This is a genomic window from Synechococcus sp. RS9909, from assembly GCF_014279595.1.
Classification (GTDB): domain Bacteria; phylum Cyanobacteriota; class Cyanobacteriia; order PCC-6307; family Cyanobiaceae; genus Synechococcus_C.
Map to the genome: position 1 here is coordinate 1,923,813 of NZ_CP047943.1, position 18,978 is coordinate 1,942,790.

At 64.6% G+C, this 18,978-nt stretch carries 18 protein-coding genes; 7 read left to right on the forward strand and 11 right to left on the reverse strand.

Annotation, left to right across the window (positions count from 1 at the left end):
- Positions 1-323: 323 nt before the first annotated feature.
- Positions 324-3,038, forward strand: coding sequence for a DUF1214 domain-containing protein (locus SynRS9909_RS10135; protein WP_038001171.1), 2,715 nt, complete (start codon positions 324-326; stop codon positions 3,036-3,038).
- Here SynRS9909_RS10135 and SynRS9909_RS10140 read toward each other — a convergent pair.
- The 3 genes from SynRS9909_RS10140 to SynRS9909_RS10150 form a co-directional block, all read right to left on the reverse strand.
- Complete coding sequence (locus tag SynRS9909_RS10140) at positions 3,027-4,571, reverse strand: carboxypeptidase M32 (RefSeq protein WP_007101833.1); 1,545 nt, start codon at positions 4,569-4,571, stop codon at positions 3,027-3,029. The two genes, SynRS9909_RS10135 and SynRS9909_RS10140, sit on opposite strands and share 12 nt — an antisense overlap.
- A gap of 10 nt (positions 4,572-4,581) precedes the next feature.
- Positions 4,582-4,758, reverse strand: coding sequence for a hypothetical protein (locus tag SynRS9909_RS10145; RefSeq protein ID WP_007101832.1), 177 nt, complete (start codon positions 4,756-4,758; stop codon positions 4,582-4,584).
- 74 nt (positions 4,759-4,832) lie between these two features.
- Complete coding sequence (locus SynRS9909_RS10150) at positions 4,833-5,084, reverse strand: hypothetical protein (RefSeq protein WP_007101831.1); 252 nt, start codon at positions 5,082-5,084, stop codon at positions 4,833-4,835.
- Positions 5,085-5,149: 65 nt separating this feature from the next.
- Here SynRS9909_RS10150 and SynRS9909_RS10155 point away from each other — a divergent pair, with 65 nt between their 5' ends.
- Complete coding sequence (locus SynRS9909_RS10155; RefSeq protein WP_007101830.1) at positions 5,150-6,064, forward strand: histone deacetylase; 915 nt, start codon at positions 5,150-5,152, stop codon at positions 6,062-6,064.
- 10 nt (positions 6,065-6,074) lie between these two features.
- On the opposite strand, the gene SynRS9909_RS10160 is transcribed toward SynRS9909_RS10155, so the two are convergent.
- Positions 6,075-6,320 (reverse strand): hypothetical protein, encoded by a 246-nt coding sequence (locus tag SynRS9909_RS10160; protein WP_007101829.1) that lies wholly within the window; start codon positions 6,318-6,320, stop codon positions 6,075-6,077.
- Positions 6,321-6,376: 56 nt separating this feature from the next.
- Here SynRS9909_RS10160 and SynRS9909_RS10165 point away from each other — a divergent pair, with 56 nt between their 5' ends.
- The 5 genes from SynRS9909_RS10165 to SynRS9909_RS10185 all read left to right on the forward strand — a co-directional run bounded on the left by SynRS9909_RS10165 (position 6,377) and on the right by SynRS9909_RS10185 (position 10,759).
- Positions 6,377-6,667: a 4a-hydroxytetrahydrobiopterin dehydratase gene (locus SynRS9909_RS10165; protein ID WP_007101828.1), complete on the forward strand. Its 291-nt coding sequence runs from the start codon at positions 6,377-6,379 to the stop codon at positions 6,665-6,667.
- A 60-nt stretch (positions 6,668-6,727) separates the two neighbouring features.
- Positions 6,728-7,831: a GTP-binding protein gene (locus SynRS9909_RS10170; protein ID WP_038001891.1), complete on the forward strand. Its 1,104-nt coding sequence runs from the start codon at positions 6,728-6,730 to the stop codon at positions 7,829-7,831.
- Between the two features lie 70 nt (positions 7,832-7,901).
- Positions 7,902-8,051, forward strand: coding sequence for a hypothetical protein (locus tag SynRS9909_RS10175; RefSeq protein ID WP_007101826.1), 150 nt, complete (start codon positions 7,902-7,904; stop codon positions 8,049-8,051).
- A 105-nt stretch (positions 8,052-8,156) separates the two neighbouring features.
- Complete coding sequence (locus SynRS9909_RS10180) at positions 8,157-9,194, forward strand: extracellular solute-binding protein (protein ID WP_007101825.1); 1,038 nt, start codon at positions 8,157-8,159, stop codon at positions 9,192-9,194.
- The gene (locus SynRS9909_RS10185; RefSeq protein WP_007101824.1) at positions 9,191-10,759 is read left to right on the forward strand and encodes an iron ABC transporter permease; all 1,569 of its coding nucleotides are present in this window, start codon (positions 9,191-9,193) and stop codon (positions 10,757-10,759) included. Before SynRS9909_RS10180 ends, SynRS9909_RS10185 begins: the two co-directional genes overlap by 4 nt.
- Here SynRS9909_RS10185 and SynRS9909_RS10190 read toward each other — a convergent pair.
- The 7 genes from SynRS9909_RS10190 to SynRS9909_RS10220 all read right to left on the reverse strand — a co-directional run bounded on the left by SynRS9909_RS10190 (position 10,738) and on the right by SynRS9909_RS10220 (position 18,976).
- The gene (locus SynRS9909_RS10190; RefSeq protein ID WP_007101823.1) at positions 10,738-12,879 is read right to left on the reverse strand and encodes a PhoX family phosphatase; all 2,142 of its coding nucleotides are present in this window, start codon (positions 12,877-12,879) and stop codon (positions 10,738-10,740) included. The two genes, SynRS9909_RS10185 and SynRS9909_RS10190, sit on opposite strands and share 22 nt — an antisense overlap.
- A 28-nt stretch (positions 12,880-12,907) precedes the next feature.
- Positions 12,908-13,915 (reverse strand): esterase-like activity of phytase family protein, encoded by a 1,008-nt coding sequence (locus SynRS9909_RS10195; protein ID WP_007101822.1) that lies wholly within the window; start codon positions 13,913-13,915, stop codon positions 12,908-12,910.
- A gap of 121 nt (positions 13,916-14,036) precedes the next feature.
- Positions 14,037-15,479 carry an MFS transporter gene (locus SynRS9909_RS10200; protein ID WP_007101821.1) on the reverse strand — a complete coding sequence of 481 codons (1,443 nt, stop codon included), beginning with the start codon at positions 15,477-15,479 and terminating at the stop codon, positions 14,037-14,039.
- A 30-nt stretch (positions 15,480-15,509) separates the two neighbouring features.
- Entirely contained in the window at positions 15,510-16,484 is a 975-nt protein-coding gene (locus SynRS9909_RS10205; RefSeq protein ID WP_007101820.1) for a lysylphosphatidylglycerol synthase domain-containing protein, read from the reverse strand.
- Positions 16,478-17,722, reverse strand: coding sequence for a LarC family nickel insertion protein (locus SynRS9909_RS10210; RefSeq protein ID WP_007101819.1), 1,245 nt, complete (start codon positions 17,720-17,722; stop codon positions 16,478-16,480). The genes SynRS9909_RS10205 and SynRS9909_RS10210 overlap by 7 nt, the downstream gene beginning before the upstream one ends.
- A complete protein-coding gene (locus SynRS9909_RS10215) occupies positions 17,715-18,347 on the reverse strand; it encodes a hypothetical protein (protein WP_007101818.1) in 633 nt (210 codons plus the stop codon). The genes SynRS9909_RS10210 and SynRS9909_RS10215 overlap by 8 nt, the downstream gene beginning before the upstream one ends.
- Positions 18,347-18,976 (reverse strand): hypothetical protein, encoded by a 630-nt coding sequence (locus tag SynRS9909_RS10220; RefSeq protein WP_038001889.1) that lies wholly within the window; start codon positions 18,974-18,976, stop codon positions 18,347-18,349. The genes SynRS9909_RS10215 and SynRS9909_RS10220 overlap by 1 nt, the downstream gene beginning before the upstream one ends.
- Positions 18,977-18,978: the final 2 nt, after the last annotated feature.

Here is an 18,978-nt window from a genome sequence, read left to right on the forward strand (position 1 = left end):
GAGCCACTGAAGGAATCGAAAACGAGATAGAGGTGTTCTCAGATGGGGTGAGGGATGACCTTCTGCAACAGCGCGAAGAGAGCAGATGTGAATCGCTGCCTCTAACTGACAAAGCTACTGGCGAATTGCCGATCCAGGAACTGAATCCGCTATGCATACAACCCATAAAGCTGCTCACGCCAGTGGCGGGCAGGGTTCAAAAATTCAGGGTAGTACCGCAGAGGCTAAGTGAGCGATTATGAACAGCAGGCCAACAAGCAAGGACGAACGCATAGACAACACCAAGCGAAGCCGCTAGAAATCCACTAGCCCTAAACCTCACAATGAGCACCATTGCGTGGCCTGAGGATTATGTCACTTCCGATGGCAGCGGCCTCAATACAACAGCACTATTGAGTGATTTCAAGAGCAGCACAGGCCTCGGAGATCTCACAGAGAATGAGAGAAAGATATTCGATGCGACCCTGGAGGCCACGATCTGGTCCTATCCGCTGAATGAGACCCATAGATTATTTTCACTTAATACGATCAGCGAGGCACCCAGAAACAGATTATTTAAACCAGACTATATAACCAGCTGGTTGAACAAAAACTCGACACCGGCACCTGATGCGTCTGTGTACTACATGACTGCATGGCTGGATCTCAACCGGATCGACGGCCGGGACCATGGGGAACAGGTTCTGCAACTTCCAGCCAACCCTGATGGGCTCTATTACATTCTCGCCGTTCTCGATAGCTACATCAACACGAATGGATCTCTTGGCCCCAGGACCGCTGCAGAGATCAATAGCACATCTCCCCAATACATCCTCCTGGCTGGCCCTGACAGCCCTCACTACAAGGGCAGTCACACGACAGTGACGATCGCGGGTAGCAAACTCAACATTCTCCGCATCGACACCCCACGAGCCTGGATCACAGCGCGCTTCGCCACGAACACGCTGGATGCAGAAGCCATGGCGGCAACCCGTGCCTTCATCAACGGATCAAGGTCTGAACCAGGTAGCGGCTTCCAGATCACCACATTAAAGGATTTCAAATCCACAGGAACAGTCCCGCACCGAAGACCAAAACACGAACCCAATGAAGGAATCCGAGTTGAAGTTGCACGCGATCTATACGGGAGCACTCCACAACGGGCCGAACATTACTTCAAACAAGTATCGGAAGCCCTCACGCTTAATCCCATTCCAGATACCCGCACCAATTCCTTTCAACCTCCTGCTTACCAGGTCTGGATCCACAATCAAAACAGTGTTCAGGACCAACAGAAAAACCCCAACACCATCTACCAACCCCCTTCCGCACTCTCTTCTCGTCGAAAAAACGATCTCAATGAGCGCTTTGCAGCCATCGGCCTCAATCTAGAAGAGGGCTTTCAGCAGCCTGCCAACTGGACAACACAAGAGCGCCAGATCTTTCAAGAGTCCTATCGTTTTGCCCTAAATTTTCTCCAAAAAGCTACCGACGACGCTTCCAAGGGCATTCCACTCCTACACCACGGGTGGCACATCACGAACAACCACATCGGGGTCTATCCCAATACCTGGAAATCGTGGCTAGTCCGCGCCGGGGCCGCCGTGGAAGGGGGAGCGGCCAATATCCCCAATGACGCTGTTTACCCCACGACGCAGCGCGATAGCGACGGACTTCAGCTCACGAGTACTTACAACTACCGAATCACCCTCCCTGCCACAGCCAATCAACAGTCCATCGCAGCATATGCACCGGCTCAGGGTTTCTGGTCATTCACGATTTATCAACCAAACCCCGGAAATGCATACCAGCCCTTCCTGATCGAGAACGCCATCCAGAACACCGCTTACACACCCATCGATGAGACGGCCACGCTCACAGCCGACGGCAGGATCAAAACGAGTAAGCCACCGAACTGGAATGACAGCACTGCCTTAGGAACAGCATTATTAACAGGCAAAGAAAAGCCATCCATTGAGGGAATGGAAAAAGACACGATATATTACGTCTACAGCGCAGAAGAAGTTGGCAACAGCATCTTACTAAAGCTGGCCTCAGATTATCAGCCTACATATAGCAACGGAATCCCAGTTGGAGGAGAGGGATCACCCACCCAGCCGGTCTCCCTTAAGGGCTCAGCCGGCAGCACCCTGTCATTTGGTTGGATCAATCCTGTGGCCCAACTCGGTTCCAGCCAACTGCCGGGAGAGACGAATGCAACCACCACACTTGCCACCGAAAGCGACGGAAGCATCAACCTTCTTCTTTCCAATCTGGCACCAGACACCAACCGGCAGAATTGGCTCCCCACACCTCTGGTCACCAACGCAGGTTCCGGCCATCCCAGAAAAGCCCATGAATTTGAGGTCATGGCTCGCTACTATTGGCCAACCGAGGGTGATCCCTCCATTCTCGACAAAAAACATTCACCAGGATTTTATAAACCTCCAGCAATCGAAAGACTGGGCCTGAATCGCATCAAAACCTGGGATTTACTTTCTCAATCGGCGCGTCAACTCGCCTTGCAAAGTGACGCCAATTTCGACTCCATTAACCCATTAAACTCGACATCCCCCTTTAACGACGAAGTCGTGGGAGCCCTGCTGGATCTGCGCTTCCTTCCGGACTCCCTTGAGGGAAGAAAGACCACGGTGAACTACAGCTATTCCCGCAACGCCGACTACACCAATCAACTCTTCTTTTACGCCATTGATGACGTGACTGGCAGCATCAATGGTCTCCCACCCTCAGACAGCGAGTACCTCAACGAGGCCTGGTCACGCAGGCTGCAGCCAGACGCGCCGATTGTTGCCGATTTTGATTCCACCAGCAAAGGATCAATCCAACTCACAGCCGGCCAACTTTTTGCTCCGATCATCAACAACGGCAAAGGCCAGATGTTGACCGCTTTCGACAGTGCCAATGCCAGGGACTATCGCCATTTCGATCTGCTCAGCGGTAGCAGCTTCGCCTTTGAAGATCTGCTCAATGGCGGCAATGAACATGACCGGAACGACGGCATCTTCACCATCACCTCGATCGACCTCTCAGCTCCCTGACAGCGCCAGCGACAAACGGCTGAGCTTTGCCTCGAGGTAGGCCAGAAACGGCTCGGCCGACAGGGGGCTTCCACTCACCTGCTCCACCAGCTGCTCCGCATTGAGGGCACGGCCGATCGGATGCACGTGCTCGCGCAACCAGGCGAGCATGCCGCCGAGATCACCACGGGCGATGTGGTCTTCCGGGGCGCCGATCGCCGCGGTCATCGCTTCACTCAACTGGGCACTGATGAGATGGCCGAGCAGATAGGAGGGGAAGTAACCGAACAAGCCCTCGCTCCAGTGCACATCCTGCAAACACCCCTCGGCGTCATCAGCGGGCTTGACCCCAAGCAGCTCTTCGTAGCGACGGTTCCATTCCTGCGGCAGATCGTCCACTGCCAGCCCCTGCTCCAGCAGGGCCAGCTCCAGATCCGTGCGGATCATGATGTGTAGCCCGTAGCTGAGTTCATCCGCCTCGACGCGATTGCAGCCCGGCGCCATCGGATTCATCGCCTGCCAAAACTCCCGCGCTGAACCCAGCGGGGCACCCGCCGCCGCAAATCGCTGCCACCAGCGTTCGGCGAAGGGGAGGCTGCGGGCCACCCGGTTTTCCCAGAACAGCGACTGGCTCTCGTGCACGGCCATCGACGTGGCCTGCCCCAGGGGCCAGGCAAACCACTGATGGCTCGCGGTGGGCAACCCCTGCTCATAAAGCGAATGCCCCCATTCATGGGCCGTGGCCAGGAAACAGGAGAGGGGCTGACCGGCCACCACCCGGGTGGTGATCCGGAAATCCCTGGGGCCAAGGGTGATCGAGAACGGATGCGGGGATGCGGCCACGCAGGTGAGCGCCGGATCCTGGCCCCAGTCGGTGAGCAGCTGATCACAGAGCTGCTGCTGAGTCGCGGCAGGCAGATCCCAACTGAGGGATGTGGGCCTCGGACCGCTGCGCAGCTGATCCAGCAGTTCCGGCAACCGCTTGCGCAAGGGCGCAAACAACTGCTGAAGTCGCTCCAGGCTGAGATCGGGCTCGAAAGGCTGGGCCAGGGTCTCCCAACAACTGCGCGGTTCCGCCAGCTGGCGGGCCTGCTCCTGTCGCAGGGCGACCATTCGGGCCAGAGCCGGCGCGAACAGGCTGAAATCGGCGCTGGCTTTGGCCTGCTGCCAGCGGTCGTAGCCCTCAGCCTTGGCCGTGGCCAGGGCACTGACCAGATCGGGATCGAGGGCCTGCTGGCGGCGCAGATCCTGCTCCAGAAGATCGAGATTGCGGCCGCGGGCCACCAGATCGGGATTGGCCGCAGCGCCCGCTGCCGCGATGGCGACACGCCAATCCTGCCGAGCTTCGGCGATCAGGTCGGCATAGGAGGCAGCGCTCTGGCGGGCATGGAGCTGACGCGCCAGCAGGGCCAGCTGCTCACCACGCCAGGCGGCTCCCCCGCTGGGCATGCGTGTGTTCTGATCCCAGTAGAGCGTGCTCTGGATCGAACCGAGCAGATTGGTTTCCCTCAGATGGCGACCCAGTTGCTCCCAGGCTGTGTCTCCAGCGCCCATGCCATGCCCTTTAACGGGGCACGTTACGGGTGCGACGGCGGGCTTGCTGCTCGCTGGTCCAGGCAGCCCAGTGGCGCCACTCCACTTCACTGGCGGGCTGCACAGCGGCCACCAGAGCGTTATCGGTCCAGTAGTCGGGCGAGTCGAGGGTGCCCAGATGGATCGGGCAGGAGGGTCCGGCTTTCATGGCAGTTCTTTCGATTGTCTTAAGCTTGGCTCAGCTTGGGACGCATCGGCAAGGGGTGCAGCCCGCCGCAACCGTCAGTCGACCACCTCACCGTCGACGGTGATCTCAAAATCAATGCCGAAGCGGTGGGCGGTGGCGCGAAAACGCCGCGCCAGCTCGATGAACAGCTTCTTCACCAAGGCATCGTCGAAGTCGTAGATCTCGAGATTGGCCGTCTTGGCCACAGCCTGCAGAGCCTCGATCAGCTTCTCCACCCGCGGCGCGAACACCTTGCCGAAACGGGCGCGCTTCTCGGCGGCACTATTGAAATCAGGCGTTGCCGCCATCGCAGTCGGATTCCTGAGGGATCCGGGCAGTCTGGTGCACATCCTTCGCCTCGACAGAGCCGCCGGTGCCCCTGCCGATCGTCTACCACCCGCGCTACTCGACTCCACTGCCCAGCAGCCATCGCTTCCCGATGGCGAAATTCCGCCTCCTGCATGACCTGCTGCTGGAACGCGGCTGGATCAGGCCCGATGCGGTGAAACGGCCCGTGAGCATCGCCCGCCGCGACCTCGAACGCATTCACGATCGCTCTTATCACCAGGCCTTCAGCCGAGGACAGCTCGGCCGGGCTGAACAACGCCGGATCGGGCTTCCGAACAGCCATGCCCTAGTGCAACGCACCTGGTTGGCGGTGGGCGGCACCCTGCTGACGGCGCGGCTGGCCTTGCGTCATGGCATCGCCTCCCACCTGGCCGGTGGCACCCATCACGCCCATCCCGGCTATGGCAGCGGCTTCTGCATTTTCAACGACTGCGCTGTGACCGCCGCCGTGCTGCTGGCCGAGGGGGCCGTGAAGCGACTGATGGTGGTGGATCTGGATGTGCACCAGGGCGACGGCACCGCGGCCTGTTTCGCGACGGATCCCAGGGTGTTCACCCTCTCGGTGCACGCCCAGAGCAACTTTCCGCTCCGCAAGGGCCGCAGTGACCTGGATCTGCCCCTGGCCGACGGCACGGACGATGCGACCTACCTCAGCACGATCGGCGATCGCCTTCCCGATCGGCTCGACACCGTCCGCCCCGATCTGGTGCTGTACAACGCCGGTGTGGATCCCCACAGAAACGACCGACTCGGGCGCCTGGCTCTCAGCGATGAAGGACTGCTGCATCGCGATCGGCTCGTCCTCGATGCCTGCCTGCGCCGCAACATTCCAGTGGCAACGGTGATCGGCGGTGGATATGACGCACTCGAGCCCTTGGTGCAACGGCACGCCCTGATCATTCGCGCCGCGCTCGAGCAGGCCCGTTTACACGGACTCTGACGGGGGGCGTTCATTTTTTGCGGCAGTAGCCGCCTCCCACATTCATCCAGCCACTCGGGCAGGCCTTGCCGTTGGTGGGCTGCACCGTGTAGCTCATCACACCCAGGGTGCTGCACTTGCCGTTGAAGGTGTCGACATACCCCATCGGGCAGAGGTCGGCGATCTTGGGAACCACCCGCTGCGCCCGCGCCGAAGCAAACACAGAGGCAAGGCCGACGCCGACCAGCACAAGAGCGAGATTGCTTGGGCTCTTCACACCAGGCTGGGCGCAACGGCTTCAAGATTAAGGCTGAGATCCCGACAGACACAGCCATGCTTGCCACCCTGCTGAGCCCTGAGGAGCGTGCGGCCCTGCGCACGGAGCTGCCCCTCTGGGCTGTGGTGGACGGACAGCTGGAACGGCGCTGGCAGTTCAGAGACTTCAACGAAGCCTGGGGCTTCATGAGCCGGGTGGCGCTCTTGGCTGAGGCGATGAACCATCACCCCGACTGGAGCAATGTGTACGCCACGGTGACGATCCGGCTGCACACCCACGATCTGGGAGGACTGTCGACTCTCGATGTGGAGCTGGCGCAAGCGATCGATCGGCTCACGCCAGCCTGACGCCCCGCACTCGCACCTGCCAGCATGGAGAGCTGTGGCCTGGCCTTCCCCGAATCGACCATGACAGCCTCTACGACCAGCGGCGTTCCGGTGACCATCCTCACCGGCTTTCTGGGGGCCGGCAAAACCACCCTTCTGAATCACATCCTCAGCAATCAAGACGGCGTCAAGACCGCCGTTCTGGTGAATGAATTCGGCGAGATCGGCATCGACAACGACCTGGTGGTGAGCACCGGTGACGACATGGTGGAGCTGAGCAACGGCTGCATCTGTTGCTCGATCAACGGAGAACTGTTGGACGCGGTGGATCGCATCCTGGAGCGTCCGGACCCCATCGACTACCTGGTCGTGGAAACCACGGGTCTGGCGGATCCACTCCCAGTGGCCATGACGTTTCTGGGCAGCGAGCTGCGGGATCAGACCCGGCTCGACTCGATCATCACGCTCATCGACGCGGAGAATTTCGGTGCGGAGGTGCTCGAGACCGAAGTGGGCCGCTCGCAGGTGATCTACGGCGACATCCTGCTGCTCAACAAGACCGATCTGGTGAGCGAAGAACGGCTGCAGGCGATTGAAGCCAGCCTGAAAGAGGTGAAGCAGGACGCCCGCATCCTGCGCGCTGTGAAAGGCGGTGTGCCGCTGCCCCTGCTCCTGAGCGTGGGGCTGTTCGAATCCGATCGGGTGGTGAACGCTGCCGATGATCCCAGCCTCGATCACAGCGCCTGCGACCACGACCATGGCCACTGCAGCCATGACCACGAAGGCGACCAGGGGCACAACCATCACCATGGGCACAGTCATGAGCATGGACACAGTCATGACCATGGGCACAGCCATGATGCTGGCGACCATCTGGCGATCGAGGGGTTCACCTCTCTGTCCTTCAGCAGTGATGGGCCCTTCGCCCTGCGCAAATTTCAGAATTTCCTCGACAATCAGTTGCCGGCCTCCGTGTTCCGGGCCAAGGGCATCCTCTGGTTCAACGAAAGTGAACGCCGCCACGTGTTTCATCTGGCCGGCAAACGCTTCTCGATCGATGACAGTGACTGGCCTGGCGCCCGCAAGAACCAGCTGGTGCTGATCGGCCGTGATCTGGATCACGCCACCCTGCGCCGGCAACTCCAGGCCTGCGTGGCCAAGGACGCCGGCCAGGGGTTCGCCTGAGATTCCGATGCAACAGGCACAGGCGAAAGGGCTCTGAGGTGATTAGGGTGACGGTTCAACGGGAGAGAGCATGGTTGAAGTTCTCGCGGCAAGCACGCTTCTGACCGTGCTGGGGCTGGCCCTCTGGTTTCTGGCAGATTCCGATGACGACAACAGCGGCGGCGGCCTGATGGAACCCGCCCTGGTGCCGGTCCCTGTGCGGCATCAGGGCCGCTCCTGAGCAGGCCTTCGTGACTTCGCAACCCCGCGAAAGCGGGGTTTTTTTAATGCCCACCCACAGACGGCGAGCTATTGCGTATCATTCTCAGGCAATCGCCGCTCGCAAATGCGGATCACTCGCAAAACCGCCGGTCGGAATGCCGGCCTGCTCGCCCTGCTCCTGGCATCGTCCGGCCTGCTCGCCGCCTGCACCACATCGGGCCGCCAAGAGATCGGCGTCTACTCCGGACGGCATTACAACACCGACAAGGCGCTTTACGAGCAGTTCACAGCCGAAACCGGCATCAAGGTGAAGCTGCTGGAAGCCAAAGACGATGCCCTGATTGAGCGACTGCGCAATGAGGGCAGCAACTCGCCCGCCGACGTGTTGATCCTGGCCGACGCGGCGCGACTGGACCGCGCCGCCGACCTCGACCTGTTTCAAACCGTGGATTCAGCCGCGCTGGAAGCGGCTGTGCCAAGCGATCTGCGCGATCCAAACAACCGCTGGTTTGGCCTGACCCGGCGCCTGCGCGCGCCGATCATCAACCCTGCCCAGGTCACCCCCACCGAGGTGAACAGCTACCGCAAGTTGGCGGACCCGGCCCTGCAAGGGCGACTCTGTCTGCGCAACCGTCGCAGCGTCTACAACCAGTCGTTGGTGGCCTTCATGATTGATCGCGTAGGGGAAGAGGCCACCGCCGACTGGATCAAAGGGATGGTGGCGAATCTCGCTCAGCCGATGTTCAGCAGCGACACGCCGATGATCCGCGCCGTTGCTCAGGGAAAATGCGGCGTCGCCCTGGCCAACACCTACTACCTGGGCCGTCTGCAGGCTGGGAAAAAAGGCGAAGAAGACCGCGCGCTCTCAAGCAAGGTGGCTGTGGTTTGGCCCGACCCAGTGCACGTCAACATCACCGGTGGCGGCGTTACCAGCAGCAGCTCGCGTCCCAAGGCGGCCCAACAATTCCTGGAATTTCTCGTCTCCAACAAATCCCAGGGGGGCTATGCCGCCGCGAACCATGAATACCCTTTGCGGGGCTTCGGCAATGATCCGATCGTGAGCGCCTGGGGACCGTTCCAGCAGGCGGACGTGTCGGCCGCCCGGCTCGGCGAACTGAACGGCAAGGCCCTCGATCTGATGACAGCCAACGGCTGGCAATGAGTGTTTCCCCCCTGGCAGCCGGCGACCGCCCGACCTGGCAACCAGGGCGGCGCCTGCTCAGCGGCGTCGCCCTGCTGCTCGCCCTGCTCGCTCTCTGGCCGATCGGAGGGCTTCTGGGTGAAGGCCTTCAGGGACTGCTGAACGGCTCTGCCCAACTGGGGCCTGACGGCGGCGCCCAGCTGCGCGGCACGACCCTGCTGTTGCTGGGCACCGCCCTGCTCGGTGGTGCCCTCGGTACCGCCAACGGCTGGCTTCTCGCCAACTGCCGCTTCCCGGGCCGGCGCCTGCTCCGCGTTGCCCAGCTGCTCCCCCTGGCCAGTCCCTCCTATCTCCTGGCCGCCACACTGGTCGACCTCGGCAGCCGTCAGGGGCTACGCATTCACGGCCTCGGCTGGGGGGTGCTGGTGATGGCCCTGAGCACCTACCCCTATGTGTTTCTGTTGAGCACCGAAAGTTTCACCATCTGCGGCAGGCGACAGCTGGAAGCATGCCGCTGCCTCGGCGTGGGGCCCTGGAACAGCTTTCGGCGCATCGCCCTGCCCCTCGCTCTGCCTGCGATCGGTGCCGGCATCGCCCTGATGGGGATGGAGGTGGTGAATGAACTGGGCGCCGTGCAGTTGCTCGGCATCCCCAGCCTGTCGGACGGCATCCTCCAGGCTTGGCAGGCCGAAGGCAATCCCGCCGGGGCCGTCGGCCTCGCCCTGATCACGCTGTGCATCGTGATGGTGCTGCTGGTAGGGGAACGCCGGCTGCGCCGGCGCAGCCGGCGCTGGACTGAGGGGGTGGCCGGGGGTGAATCACCGGCCTGGCCCCTGCAGGGGCAACGGGCTCTTGGCGCCCAGGTCCTTGGCTTCGTGCCGCCTCTGCTCAGCCTCGGCATTCCCCTGCTCTGGACCGCCCGCAACCTGGACCAACTCCGAGCCGGATTCAGCGGGGAATTGCTGCAGCTCACCGTCCGCAGCCTCGGGCTCGGCCTGGCGGCCGCGGGGCTGGCGGTGGCCGCCGCACTCGTGCTGGCGATCGCCAAACGCTGGAGCAGCGCAGCCTGGTTGCGCAGCCTCACCTTTCTCGCTGGCGTCGGCTACGCCGTTCCCGGCGCGGTGCTCGCCCTGGCCCTGCTCCTGCTCGGCTCCCCCTGGCGGCTGGCCCCCTTGCTGCTGCTGCTCTGGGGCTACAGCGATCGCTTCCTCGCCGTAGCCAAGGGGGGCTTGGACGCCGCGCTGGAGCGGTTATCACCCAGCCTGGATGAGGCGGCCACCGGGCTGGGTTGCCGTTGGCCCGCCGTGCTGCAGCGCATCCACCTTCCCCTGCTGCGCGGCCCTTTGGCGGTGGGCGCCCTGCTGGTGTTCGTCGACACCGTGAAGGAACTGCCCCTCACCTTCGCCCTGCGTCCCTTCGACTTCGACACCCTGTCGGTGCGGGTGTTCCAGTACGCCAGCGATGAACGCCTGGCCGCCGCCCTCTGGCCAGCGCTGATGATCCTGACGCTTGGACTCATCGCCGCCCTGGCCCTGATCCCTGGCCTGGAGCGACAGGGCCGGGATCAAGCACCCAGCAGGGGCTGACCATTGCGCCGCTGCACCGCCACCACACCCGGGCGAGGTGGCCGTCCCGGCGCCTGGGACGGCCAGTTCGACCCCAGCGGCACCCGGCGCAACTGCTCGATCGTGCCCCCCTGCCGATCCTGCAGGCGATGGGCCTGAAACTCCTCCGAGCCCGGCTGGCGCCGGCCCTGCACCTCGCCGGGATGCTGCACCGCCAGGAACAGGGCCCGCTCCTGCTGATCGAGGCTCACGCCGCAGAGCTCGCATTCCATCGGGCCGGTGGCAAAACAGGCGGCTGTCTCCCCATCCCCAGCACGGGGCACGAACCAGCAACTGTTGTTGCCGAACTGGTCGCTGGCCGCTGACTTGGCGGAACGGTCCGTGACGATCCAGAGGTTGCCCTGCCGGTCGATCGCCAGGTTGTCGGGATTGGTGAAGCCAAGCCCTCCAGCCCAGGGTTCACCACCGGTGACAGCCATGCGCCAGCGAAAACCACGGCCTGGGACTGGATCGTCACTCAGGCGCATGACCCAGCCATGCGCCCAGCTGGCTTCACCGGAAGGGCCACGGAAAATGGCCGGATCAGCTCCACCACGGCTGCCGGGTGCCCCGGAGGTGAACGCCACCAGCAGGTCGCCGCTCACCGGATCAATCTCGGTGTCCTCCGGTCGGGCCGTGGGCGTTGCGCCAGCGGCGGAGGCCGCCAGATGGGCATCGATCAGGATCGCCCCCTGCAACGCTTCGCCGTCTCCGCGATACAGGGCCGCCAGGGTTGGAAAGCGCTTGGCGTAGGCGATCACGGCCGCATCGTCGCGAAACAGTTCCCCTCCCGCCTGCAGTCGATCGGAATGGGGCAAATCCACCGGGCAGGAGAGCCCGGCCGCCTGATAACGGCCGGGACGGAACGGCTGCACGGGGGTCTCTGGACGCAGGGGCAACCACTCGCCGGTGCCATTGGCGGCGAAACGGGCCACCTGCAGCTCACCGGCTTCGAGCAGTCGGGAATTGGCGGGATCCTCCGGCCGGCTCACCCGGCCGGAGCTGACGAATCGATAGAGATGGCCGCCGCGGCGATCGCAGCCGGAATACACCACGAGGGGCGCACCGGCGACCGCGCGCACAGCCACCGCCTCATGGCGAAAACGGCCGAGAGCGCTGTGCTTCCGCACCGGGGCCGCCGGATCCTTCGGATCGATTTCCACCATCCAACCGTATTTGTTTCCAGCCAACCCATAGGGATTGCCGAGACCGGCCAGGGTCGTGGCCCGGCACACGAAGGGCAGGGTCGACGGGGGAGCAGCACTGCCATCGGCAAACACCGCCTCCGGCACCTGCGATTGGAAATTCTCCTCAGCGCTGAGCACCGTGCCCCAGGGGGTGGTGCCGCCGGCACAGTTGGCGAATGTACCCACCACCGCCGCACCCAGGCCATCGGCATAGCCCAGGCACTGCGGCGCCATGAACACCGCCGTGGCGGGGCCTGTGATCGGCAGACGCGCCCCGGGGTCGCGCCAACCGGCCAGACCATCCACGCGCCGCTCGCGCCGGTCGGGCGTCCGCTGCCAGATGCCGCTGCCCTGGCGCTGCAGGTGAATCACCCCAAGCCCGAGATCGGCCATGGCCTGAGCGCTGACAGCCCGGATCGTCGCCAGCAGAGGATCGTTGGCCGGCAGGCTGCTGCAGTCGATCACCCCCTGGCGTGACGCCAGAGCCGCCACAAGCTCGCCCCAGGGCAGGGGCTGACCCACCACCTCCGCGAAACCGTCGCTCCAGGGGATCGGACTGATGTATTCGAAATTGACGCTGAGCAGGGCCTCGTTCAAGCCGAGGGGAACAAAGCCGAGGTAATCGTTGTTGAAGCCGAAACGCCCCGTCGCCAGGGGATCCCCCCAGGCAGCCAGCAGGTCACTGCGGAAGCCCTCCGGAACGACCAGCCGATCCTCCACCGCCACCTCGCGATAGGCACGCTGTTGCTGGGCCGCCGACAGGCCATCGCTGTTGACGGGCAGCGGTGTGGCCACGGGTTGAAACGGCCAGGGCCCTGCCTCCTGGGCTGAAGCCGCCAGCCCATCGGCGGCGCGGCTGGCGATCCAACCGGCACCTCCAAGGCCGAGGAGGCTGAGCACGGAGCGGCGGCGCATGGGAAGCGAAAGAGCGAGGAGCGGAGGGTCAGGACGGGTTCGGAGCCGGGGTGGTCTGATCCGGGCACCTGGCCTGACGACGCGGCGCCAGCACCGCCACCCAGCTTCGCTGACGCGGATTGAAATTGTCGTCGCTCACGAGCACAAGCGTCGAACGTCCATCCGCCAGCCCTGGCCCCCAGGTCATGCCCTCCCAGTTGTCGGCCGGCAGCCCAACCCGAAGCAGATCCCAGCCAGCCAGAGGACGCAACGGCGGCTGCGCGCTTCCCTCGGGCCAGGGCAGCCACTGGAGCTGAGCCGTCCACTCCCCTGGCGGGGTGTAGCTGCGGAGCAGCGCCAGCACACCGCGGGAGGGGTTCAGACTGAGCAGCTCGGTGAGGCCCTGGGAGCGGACCAGGGCGCTACCGGCCGGACCGATCACCACCCGGCCGGCCTCGGCCATTGCGCCGTCGGCCGTGCGGATCGCGAGCCGCACCACATCGCCATCATCACCGGACACGTCCTGTCGCAGTGGCGCTTCCGCCGCCAGCAGCAGACTGCCGGCAGGCCCGGCAGTGAGGGATTCCGGCCCCTTGTTTGACGCCAGACCGCGACCGGGGCCAAAGCGCCAAGCCTGAGGCAGCGCTTGCTCGGCCTGCTGACGACCACTCCGCAGCGAAAAGCGGAGCAACTGGGGCGGCCGTTGGGCCCCCAACCGCCTGTTGCGCCGTCCTTCACTCACGATCCAGGCCTGATCGCCGTTGAGCACCAGACCCTCGCCGTCGAAGCGCGCCGGCAGAAGCTGCCCGGCTCCATCCCGCAGGAGCAGCCGGGGCCCAGGCGCAAGCGGCGCCGTTCCCGTCAGCCATGGCGTCACACCCGCCAGAGGCACGAGATGCCCCTGGGGCGCATCGCTGAGCAACCAGAGCCGGTCGGCCGACCGCTCGTAAGCCACAGCCGAAAAGCCCCCGAGCGGGCGGCCATCCTCGGCTCGGCGGGGCAGCTCCTGACGGCGGATCAGCTCCCAGCCGGCATCTGGCGGACAGGGAAGCATCATGAAAGCAAAGGCCGGTGAACGTGAGCCATCATCACCACCACGCCAGTCACGCCTTTCGCTGGACCGTCACTGCACGTTCCAGCTGGAGAGCCACTCCTGCGGTTGAAGACCGGTGCTGAATTCAGATGCTCTCCATGTCGCGGCCCTTGGGCTCGATCCGGTAGATCCAGGTGACCACGGCACCCAGCAGGGATGTCACCACCAGCACCATCAACAACTTCTCCGTGCCCCACACCTGCAGCAGAGTGGGGAAGAAGAAGGCGGTCAAGACGGCACCCACCTTGCCACTGGCCGCAGCGAAACCAGCGCCGAGGCCACGGATCTTGGTGGGGAACACCTCGCCCGCCAACAGATAGGTGGTGGCGTTGGGGCCGAAGTTGGTCATGAACTGGAACAGCAGGAAGCCTGCAACCACCAGCGGCAGGCTGATGCTGGAGCCGCTGCCACCGAGGCCGGCGATGAAGAGTCCGGCCGCACAACCGATGAACCCCGTCACCTGCAGCGGGATGCGGCCCCAGCGATCAGCCAGCAGGATCGCCACGGCGATGCCCACCAGGAAGCCCACATCAATCAACGCCGTGCCCCGGGCCCCGATCATGTCGTTGTGGATGAGAGCCGACACCGTCTGCTCATGGCTCTGGGCACCGAAGGCGGTGGCGATGATCACCGGGGTGAAGATGCCGATCCCGTAGGTGGAGAGATCCTGCAGGAACCAGGGCACCGAGGTGAGGATCGTGGAGCGGAGATATTTGCCACGAAACAGCTTCGACCAGTCGTTGCTGCGCTGCTCAGCGTCGATTTCCTCCAGACGATCCACTCCAGCAAGGGTGAGGTTCTGGCGATTGAGCAGTTTGCGTAGCTGCTTCTCCGCCTTCTCCGGCAGACCGCGACTCACCAGCCAATGACTGCTCTCCGGCAGGAAGAGCCTTCCCCAGATCACGGCCGCCACCGGCACCACCGGCACCAGGAAGAAAATCCGCCAGGCATCGAGGGCCTGCGGCGAGGAGGCCATGCTGCTCAGCACCACCGAAGCAATCGCCGTGCCGAGCACGGCACCGATCGCCTGGAAGCTGAAAGCACCCAACACCAGCCGGCCGCGGATCGCGGCCGGGATGCTCTCGGAGATCACCAAATGGGCCGTGGGGTAGTCGGCCCCCAGCGCCAGACCGATCACGAACAGGCTCAGGATCAAGACCCCCTTGGAGGGAGCGGCTGCCGCCACCAGCAGAGCCACCAACAGCAGCACCATCTCACCGATGAACACCGGTTTGCGTCCGAGCCGATCGGCCAGACCGCCGAGGAAAAGGGCACCGAAAAGGATGCCGGCCAGGGTGGCCGCGGTCACCAGTCCCTTGTCGAAGTCGGTGAGGGAGAACTCGCGGGTGATCAGGGGAAGGCCCACCCCCTGCATGAACACGATCATGCCCTCGAAGAATTTGCCGGCGGTGGCCAGGGCCCACACCAACCACTGCATGCCAGAAAGCGGTGCATGGGCGAGGGGAGAGCCGTCATCCCAGACCGGGATGTCCTCAATGTAGGCCTGGACGGAGTGCTTGTGCTTCACAAGGTGCGAAACAGATCCCCCGAATGCTGATCACACGCCGCCGGGCTGTCGGAAACGGGCGGTTAAGGATTGGCGTTGATCCAGCACCACGGCACCGGCCGCAAGGGCATCAGCGCCCGTGACAATCAACCGGTAGGTGAGCGCCACCGCCAGCAGGGGCGCCTCCGGCACCAGCGCACCGAGCCGCAGGATCAGCACCGCCTCAAACACGCCGAGGCCTCCGGGCGCGGCGGGCACCACCAAACCAACGGCCCAGGCGAGGGCAAAGCCGGCCAACCAGAAGCCGGGCGCATGGCTGAGGCCCAGGCCGAAGGCCTGCACGCAACACCAGAAACCGGCGAAACGGCAGCACACAAAGAGCATTTCCATGCCCAGGGGCGCCCAGGGGTAACCACTGCGGCCACTGCCCAGGTGCTCAGGATCGGGAGCCTCCAGGCCTTCGGCACCGAAAAAGCGCTGAAGCTGCTTCCATTTGCCCCGCTCCAGCCGCTGCAACAACGGCTCGCGCCAACGGGGAAGCAGCAGCAGGGCGGGAAGGGGCGCCAGCAGAGCAACGCCGGCCTGCCAGCCACCAGCGGGCAGCCAGAGCAGGGCGGCCACGACCATCAGCAGGGGCTCCAGCAGCACCGAGACAAGGGCCCGATTCGTGCCGATCCGAGGCTGCAGCTCCCGCAGGCGATCGACGAAATGCCAGACGCCGCCGGGGAGGTATTTGAGGAGGTTGCTGCGCAGATGCAAGGCCACCAGATCCACAGCCTCGGCGCCATGGCCCAACCAGGCGATCAGCACGCGCCAGGCCAGGGCGTTGACCACCAGGCTGGCCCAGCTCAGTCCCAAACCCAGAAGAAGCCACCACCAACCGCGCCCATCGAGCGAAAGCTGTTGAAGACCGCTGAGATGGCCCGCCAGCGCCCAGGCCACAAAGGCCAGGCTCGCCAGGGTGATCCACAGGCGCAGCCCGCCCGGAAGCGCCGGCCTCCAATCTCGCGGTTTCCACCTCACCATCGCCACGCCTCCGTCGCCTCAAAACGCGACGCCTCGGCCAGCACGGTCAGGCGCACCCGATCGATCGCCTGACCGGCGGCCTGGCTCAGCCGCTGCAACTCATCGTGTTCCACCTTCACGGTGCACTCCCCCCCCGGGCGCCGCACCTGCTTGACGCGCACCGGGCCCCAGGGGGAAGGGCAATGCCCAACGCGGCGCGGCAACACCCAACGGCCCTGGCGACGCTCCCGCACCCCAAGGGTGGGGCTGCGAGCCAGCCAGATCCGCCGCAGGGCCTCCACATCCTGCGGCCAGAGAAGAGCCGACAGGGCCAGGCCCTGACGCCCCTTCTGCATCAGCACCGGCGTGGTGGTCACCTCCAGGGCCCCGGCCTGACGCAGCGACTCCGCCAGGGCGGCGACATCTTCAGGGCTGGCATCGTCGAGCCAGGCCTCCTGCAGCACCAACTCCTGCCAGTGAGCCTCCGCTGCATCCATCAACGGCGGCAGCGGCGGCTCCAGCCGCACGGCTCGATCACTGCGGATCAACCGCAGCAGGTTGGGGCGGTCCAGCTGCCGGTGGCCGAGCCCGACCCCCAGACCATCCACCGCAAAGGACGGCCAGGGAGCAAAGCTGTCGGCAAGAACCGCCATCAACGCCAGCCCGGTGGGGGTGGTGAGCTCTCCCTCCGGCTGATCTTCACCCCCCCGGAAGGGCAGACGATGCTGACGGGCGAGCTCCAGGACGGCGGGAACAGGCACCGGCAACATGCCATGGGCGGTGGCCACCGTCCCCCGGCCAGCGGGTGGCGGCTGACACAGCAACCGATCCGGAGCCAGATGGGTGATGGCCGCGCAGACCCCCACCACGTCCACCAGGCTGTCGATCGCACCCACTTCATGGAAATGCACCGCCTCTTCGGGCATGCCATGCACCCGCGCTTCTGCCGCTGCAAGGGCAGCGAAGACGCGCAACACCCGTTGCCGCAACGGTTCCGCCAGGGCGGCCGCCTCGAGCTGGGCGCGCAGGTCGCCCCAACGGCGATGGGGCTGGCGGTCGCCGCTGGCCGCCACCTGCAGGCGCAGACCACGCAAGCCGCCACTGCTGGCCTCCTCCACCGTCAATTGATACGCCCCCGCCAAGCCCAGCGAAGCCAGGGGCTCCTCCACCACCGCCCTGGGCACACCCAGGTCGAAACAGGCCGCCAGCAGCATGTCTCCAGCCAGGCCGGTCGGGCAATCGACCAGCAGATCAGCCATGGGCCGCCTCCGTCAGCAGCTGATCACGCAACTGCTCGAGCTGGTCGCGCTCCCGCCGCAGCTGCTGATCCACCTCCCGCCTGGCGCGCCGCTGCTCGCGCTGGGCCGTGGGCACATCATGGCCGGAGAGTCCCCAGAGCCGGCCGAGCAGGGCCCGATCATCGGCGCCACCGCGGGCCTGGCCATACACCAGGGTCTCCGCCGCCATGCCCGCCTGGAGCACCCGGCTCCAGCGGCGCAGATCCTCGAGCGACAGGCGCACGGAATCAGGAAGCTCGAATTCCGTGGCACCGTTGCTGCGCAGCCCGGCCTGCAAGCAGGCCTTCGTGCCCACCAGCACACGCCGAACGGGCATCGCCTCAGCCTGGGCCACCAGCAGGTGCCCCGCTTCGTGGCAGGCGATGCGCTGCAGACGGGCCCGGCCACCCGGCAGGGTTTCCGCCAGAAGGTGGCCGCCCAGCCCCTGCCATTGAGAAGCATCCAGGGTGAGCCCGAGCAATCCGGCCCCGAGCCCCAGGGCAATCCAGGCTGGCGACAGACCAAGCAAAGGACCGAACACGGCCAGGACGGTGGCTCCGGCCACCGCGAAGCCCGCACTGGTGGCAGACACGGGCGATGAGGCCATCAGGCGCGAGCCTGCGGGCGACTGCTGCGCCCGCCCCCTTTGCGAGCCCCACCTCTCCCCTTGCCACCGCGGGTGGGCATGGGTGCGATCAGCTCATGGGACTCCACGTGCAGCTCCTGCCCCTGACGCCGCACATTGAAGCTGACGAAATGACGCAGCTGATCCAGGGGGATCTCCCCTTTGAGCTGCAGCTTGAACGGCAGGGGGCGACTGCCATCCGCCCTTGGCTTCTGACGCACTTTCACCACCAGATCACCCGTCTCCGGGCGGGTGTAGATCAACTCGCCGCGAATCGAGAAATAGTCATCGCCCTCAGGCAGCGCATCGTCTGGAGCCCCTGGCTGCAGAGTGCTCGGCTCCCAGATCCCCGTGATCTGCAGATGGAGATGGCCCGCATCCCGGCAGCGGGGGTACACCACCCACAGATGGGGTGCATCCATGGCGAGATGGCGACGCATGAGCGTGAGCATGCGACCCAGCACCACCGCCTCCAGCTCCTGGCCTTCGGCGTCGACCAGCACACCACGGGTGAACTGGTCGGCATCCTCTGGCCTGTAGGTGCCGCGCACGACACCGATGGCCCGGTATTGGAGCGGCTCGGTGACCGGGGGAATCGGATGGTCGCGCATCA

What these genes read in the sequence shown, in the direction of transcription:
- SynRS9909_RS10135 (WP_038001171.1), top strand. Translation starts at nt 324, where the DNA reads ATGAGCACCATTGCGTGGCCTGAGGATTATGTCACTTCCGATGGCAGC.
- SynRS9909_RS10205 (WP_007101820.1), bottom strand. Translation starts at nt 16,484, where the DNA reads ATGGTGAGGTGGAAACCGCGAGATTGGAGGCCGGCGCTTCCGGGCGGG.
- SynRS9909_RS10195 (WP_007101822.1), bottom strand. Translation starts at nt 13,915, where the DNA reads ATGATGCTTCCCTGTCCGCCAGATGCCGGCTGGGAGCTGATCCGCCGT.
- SynRS9909_RS10170 (WP_038001891.1), top strand. Translation starts at nt 6,728, where the DNA reads ATGACAGCCTCTACGACCAGCGGCGTTCCGGTGACCATCCTCACCGGC.
- SynRS9909_RS10175 (WP_007101826.1), top strand. Translation starts at nt 7,902, where the DNA reads ATGGTTGAAGTTCTCGCGGCAAGCACGCTTCTGACCGTGCTGGGGCTG.
- SynRS9909_RS10180 (WP_007101825.1), top strand. Translation starts at nt 8,157, where the DNA reads ATGCGGATCACTCGCAAAACCGCCGGTCGGAATGCCGGCCTGCTCGCC.
- SynRS9909_RS10210 (WP_007101819.1), bottom strand. Translation starts at nt 17,722, where the DNA reads ATGGCTGATCTGCTGGTCGATTGCCCGACCGGCCTGGCTGGAGACATG.
- SynRS9909_RS10150 (WP_007101831.1), bottom strand. Translation starts at nt 5,084, where the DNA reads ATGGCGGCAACGCCTGATTTCAATAGTGCCGCCGAGAAGCGCGCCCGT.
- SynRS9909_RS10190 (WP_007101823.1), bottom strand. Translation starts at nt 12,879, where the DNA reads ATGCGCCGCCGCTCCGTGCTCAGCCTCCTCGGCCTTGGAGGTGCCGGT.
- SynRS9909_RS10165 (WP_007101828.1), top strand. Translation starts at nt 6,377, where the DNA reads ATGCTTGCCACCCTGCTGAGCCCTGAGGAGCGTGCGGCCCTGCGCACG.
- SynRS9909_RS10215 (WP_007101818.1), bottom strand. Translation starts at nt 18,347, where the DNA reads ATGGCCTCATCGCCCGTGTCTGCCACCAGTGCGGGCTTCGCGGTGGCC.
- SynRS9909_RS10220 (WP_038001889.1), bottom strand. Translation starts at nt 18,976, where the DNA reads ATGCGCGACCATCCGATTCCCCCGGTCACCGAGCCGCTCCAATACCGG.
- SynRS9909_RS10145 (WP_007101832.1), bottom strand. Translation starts at nt 4,758, where the DNA reads ATGAAAGCCGGACCCTCCTGCCCGATCCATCTGGGCACCCTCGACTCG.
- SynRS9909_RS10185 (WP_007101824.1), top strand. Translation starts at nt 9,191, where the DNA reads ATGAGTGTTTCCCCCCTGGCAGCCGGCGACCGCCCGACCTGGCAACCA.
- SynRS9909_RS10140 (WP_007101833.1), bottom strand. Translation starts at nt 4,571, where the DNA reads ATGGGCGCTGGAGACACAGCCTGGGAGCAACTGGGTCGCCATCTGAGG.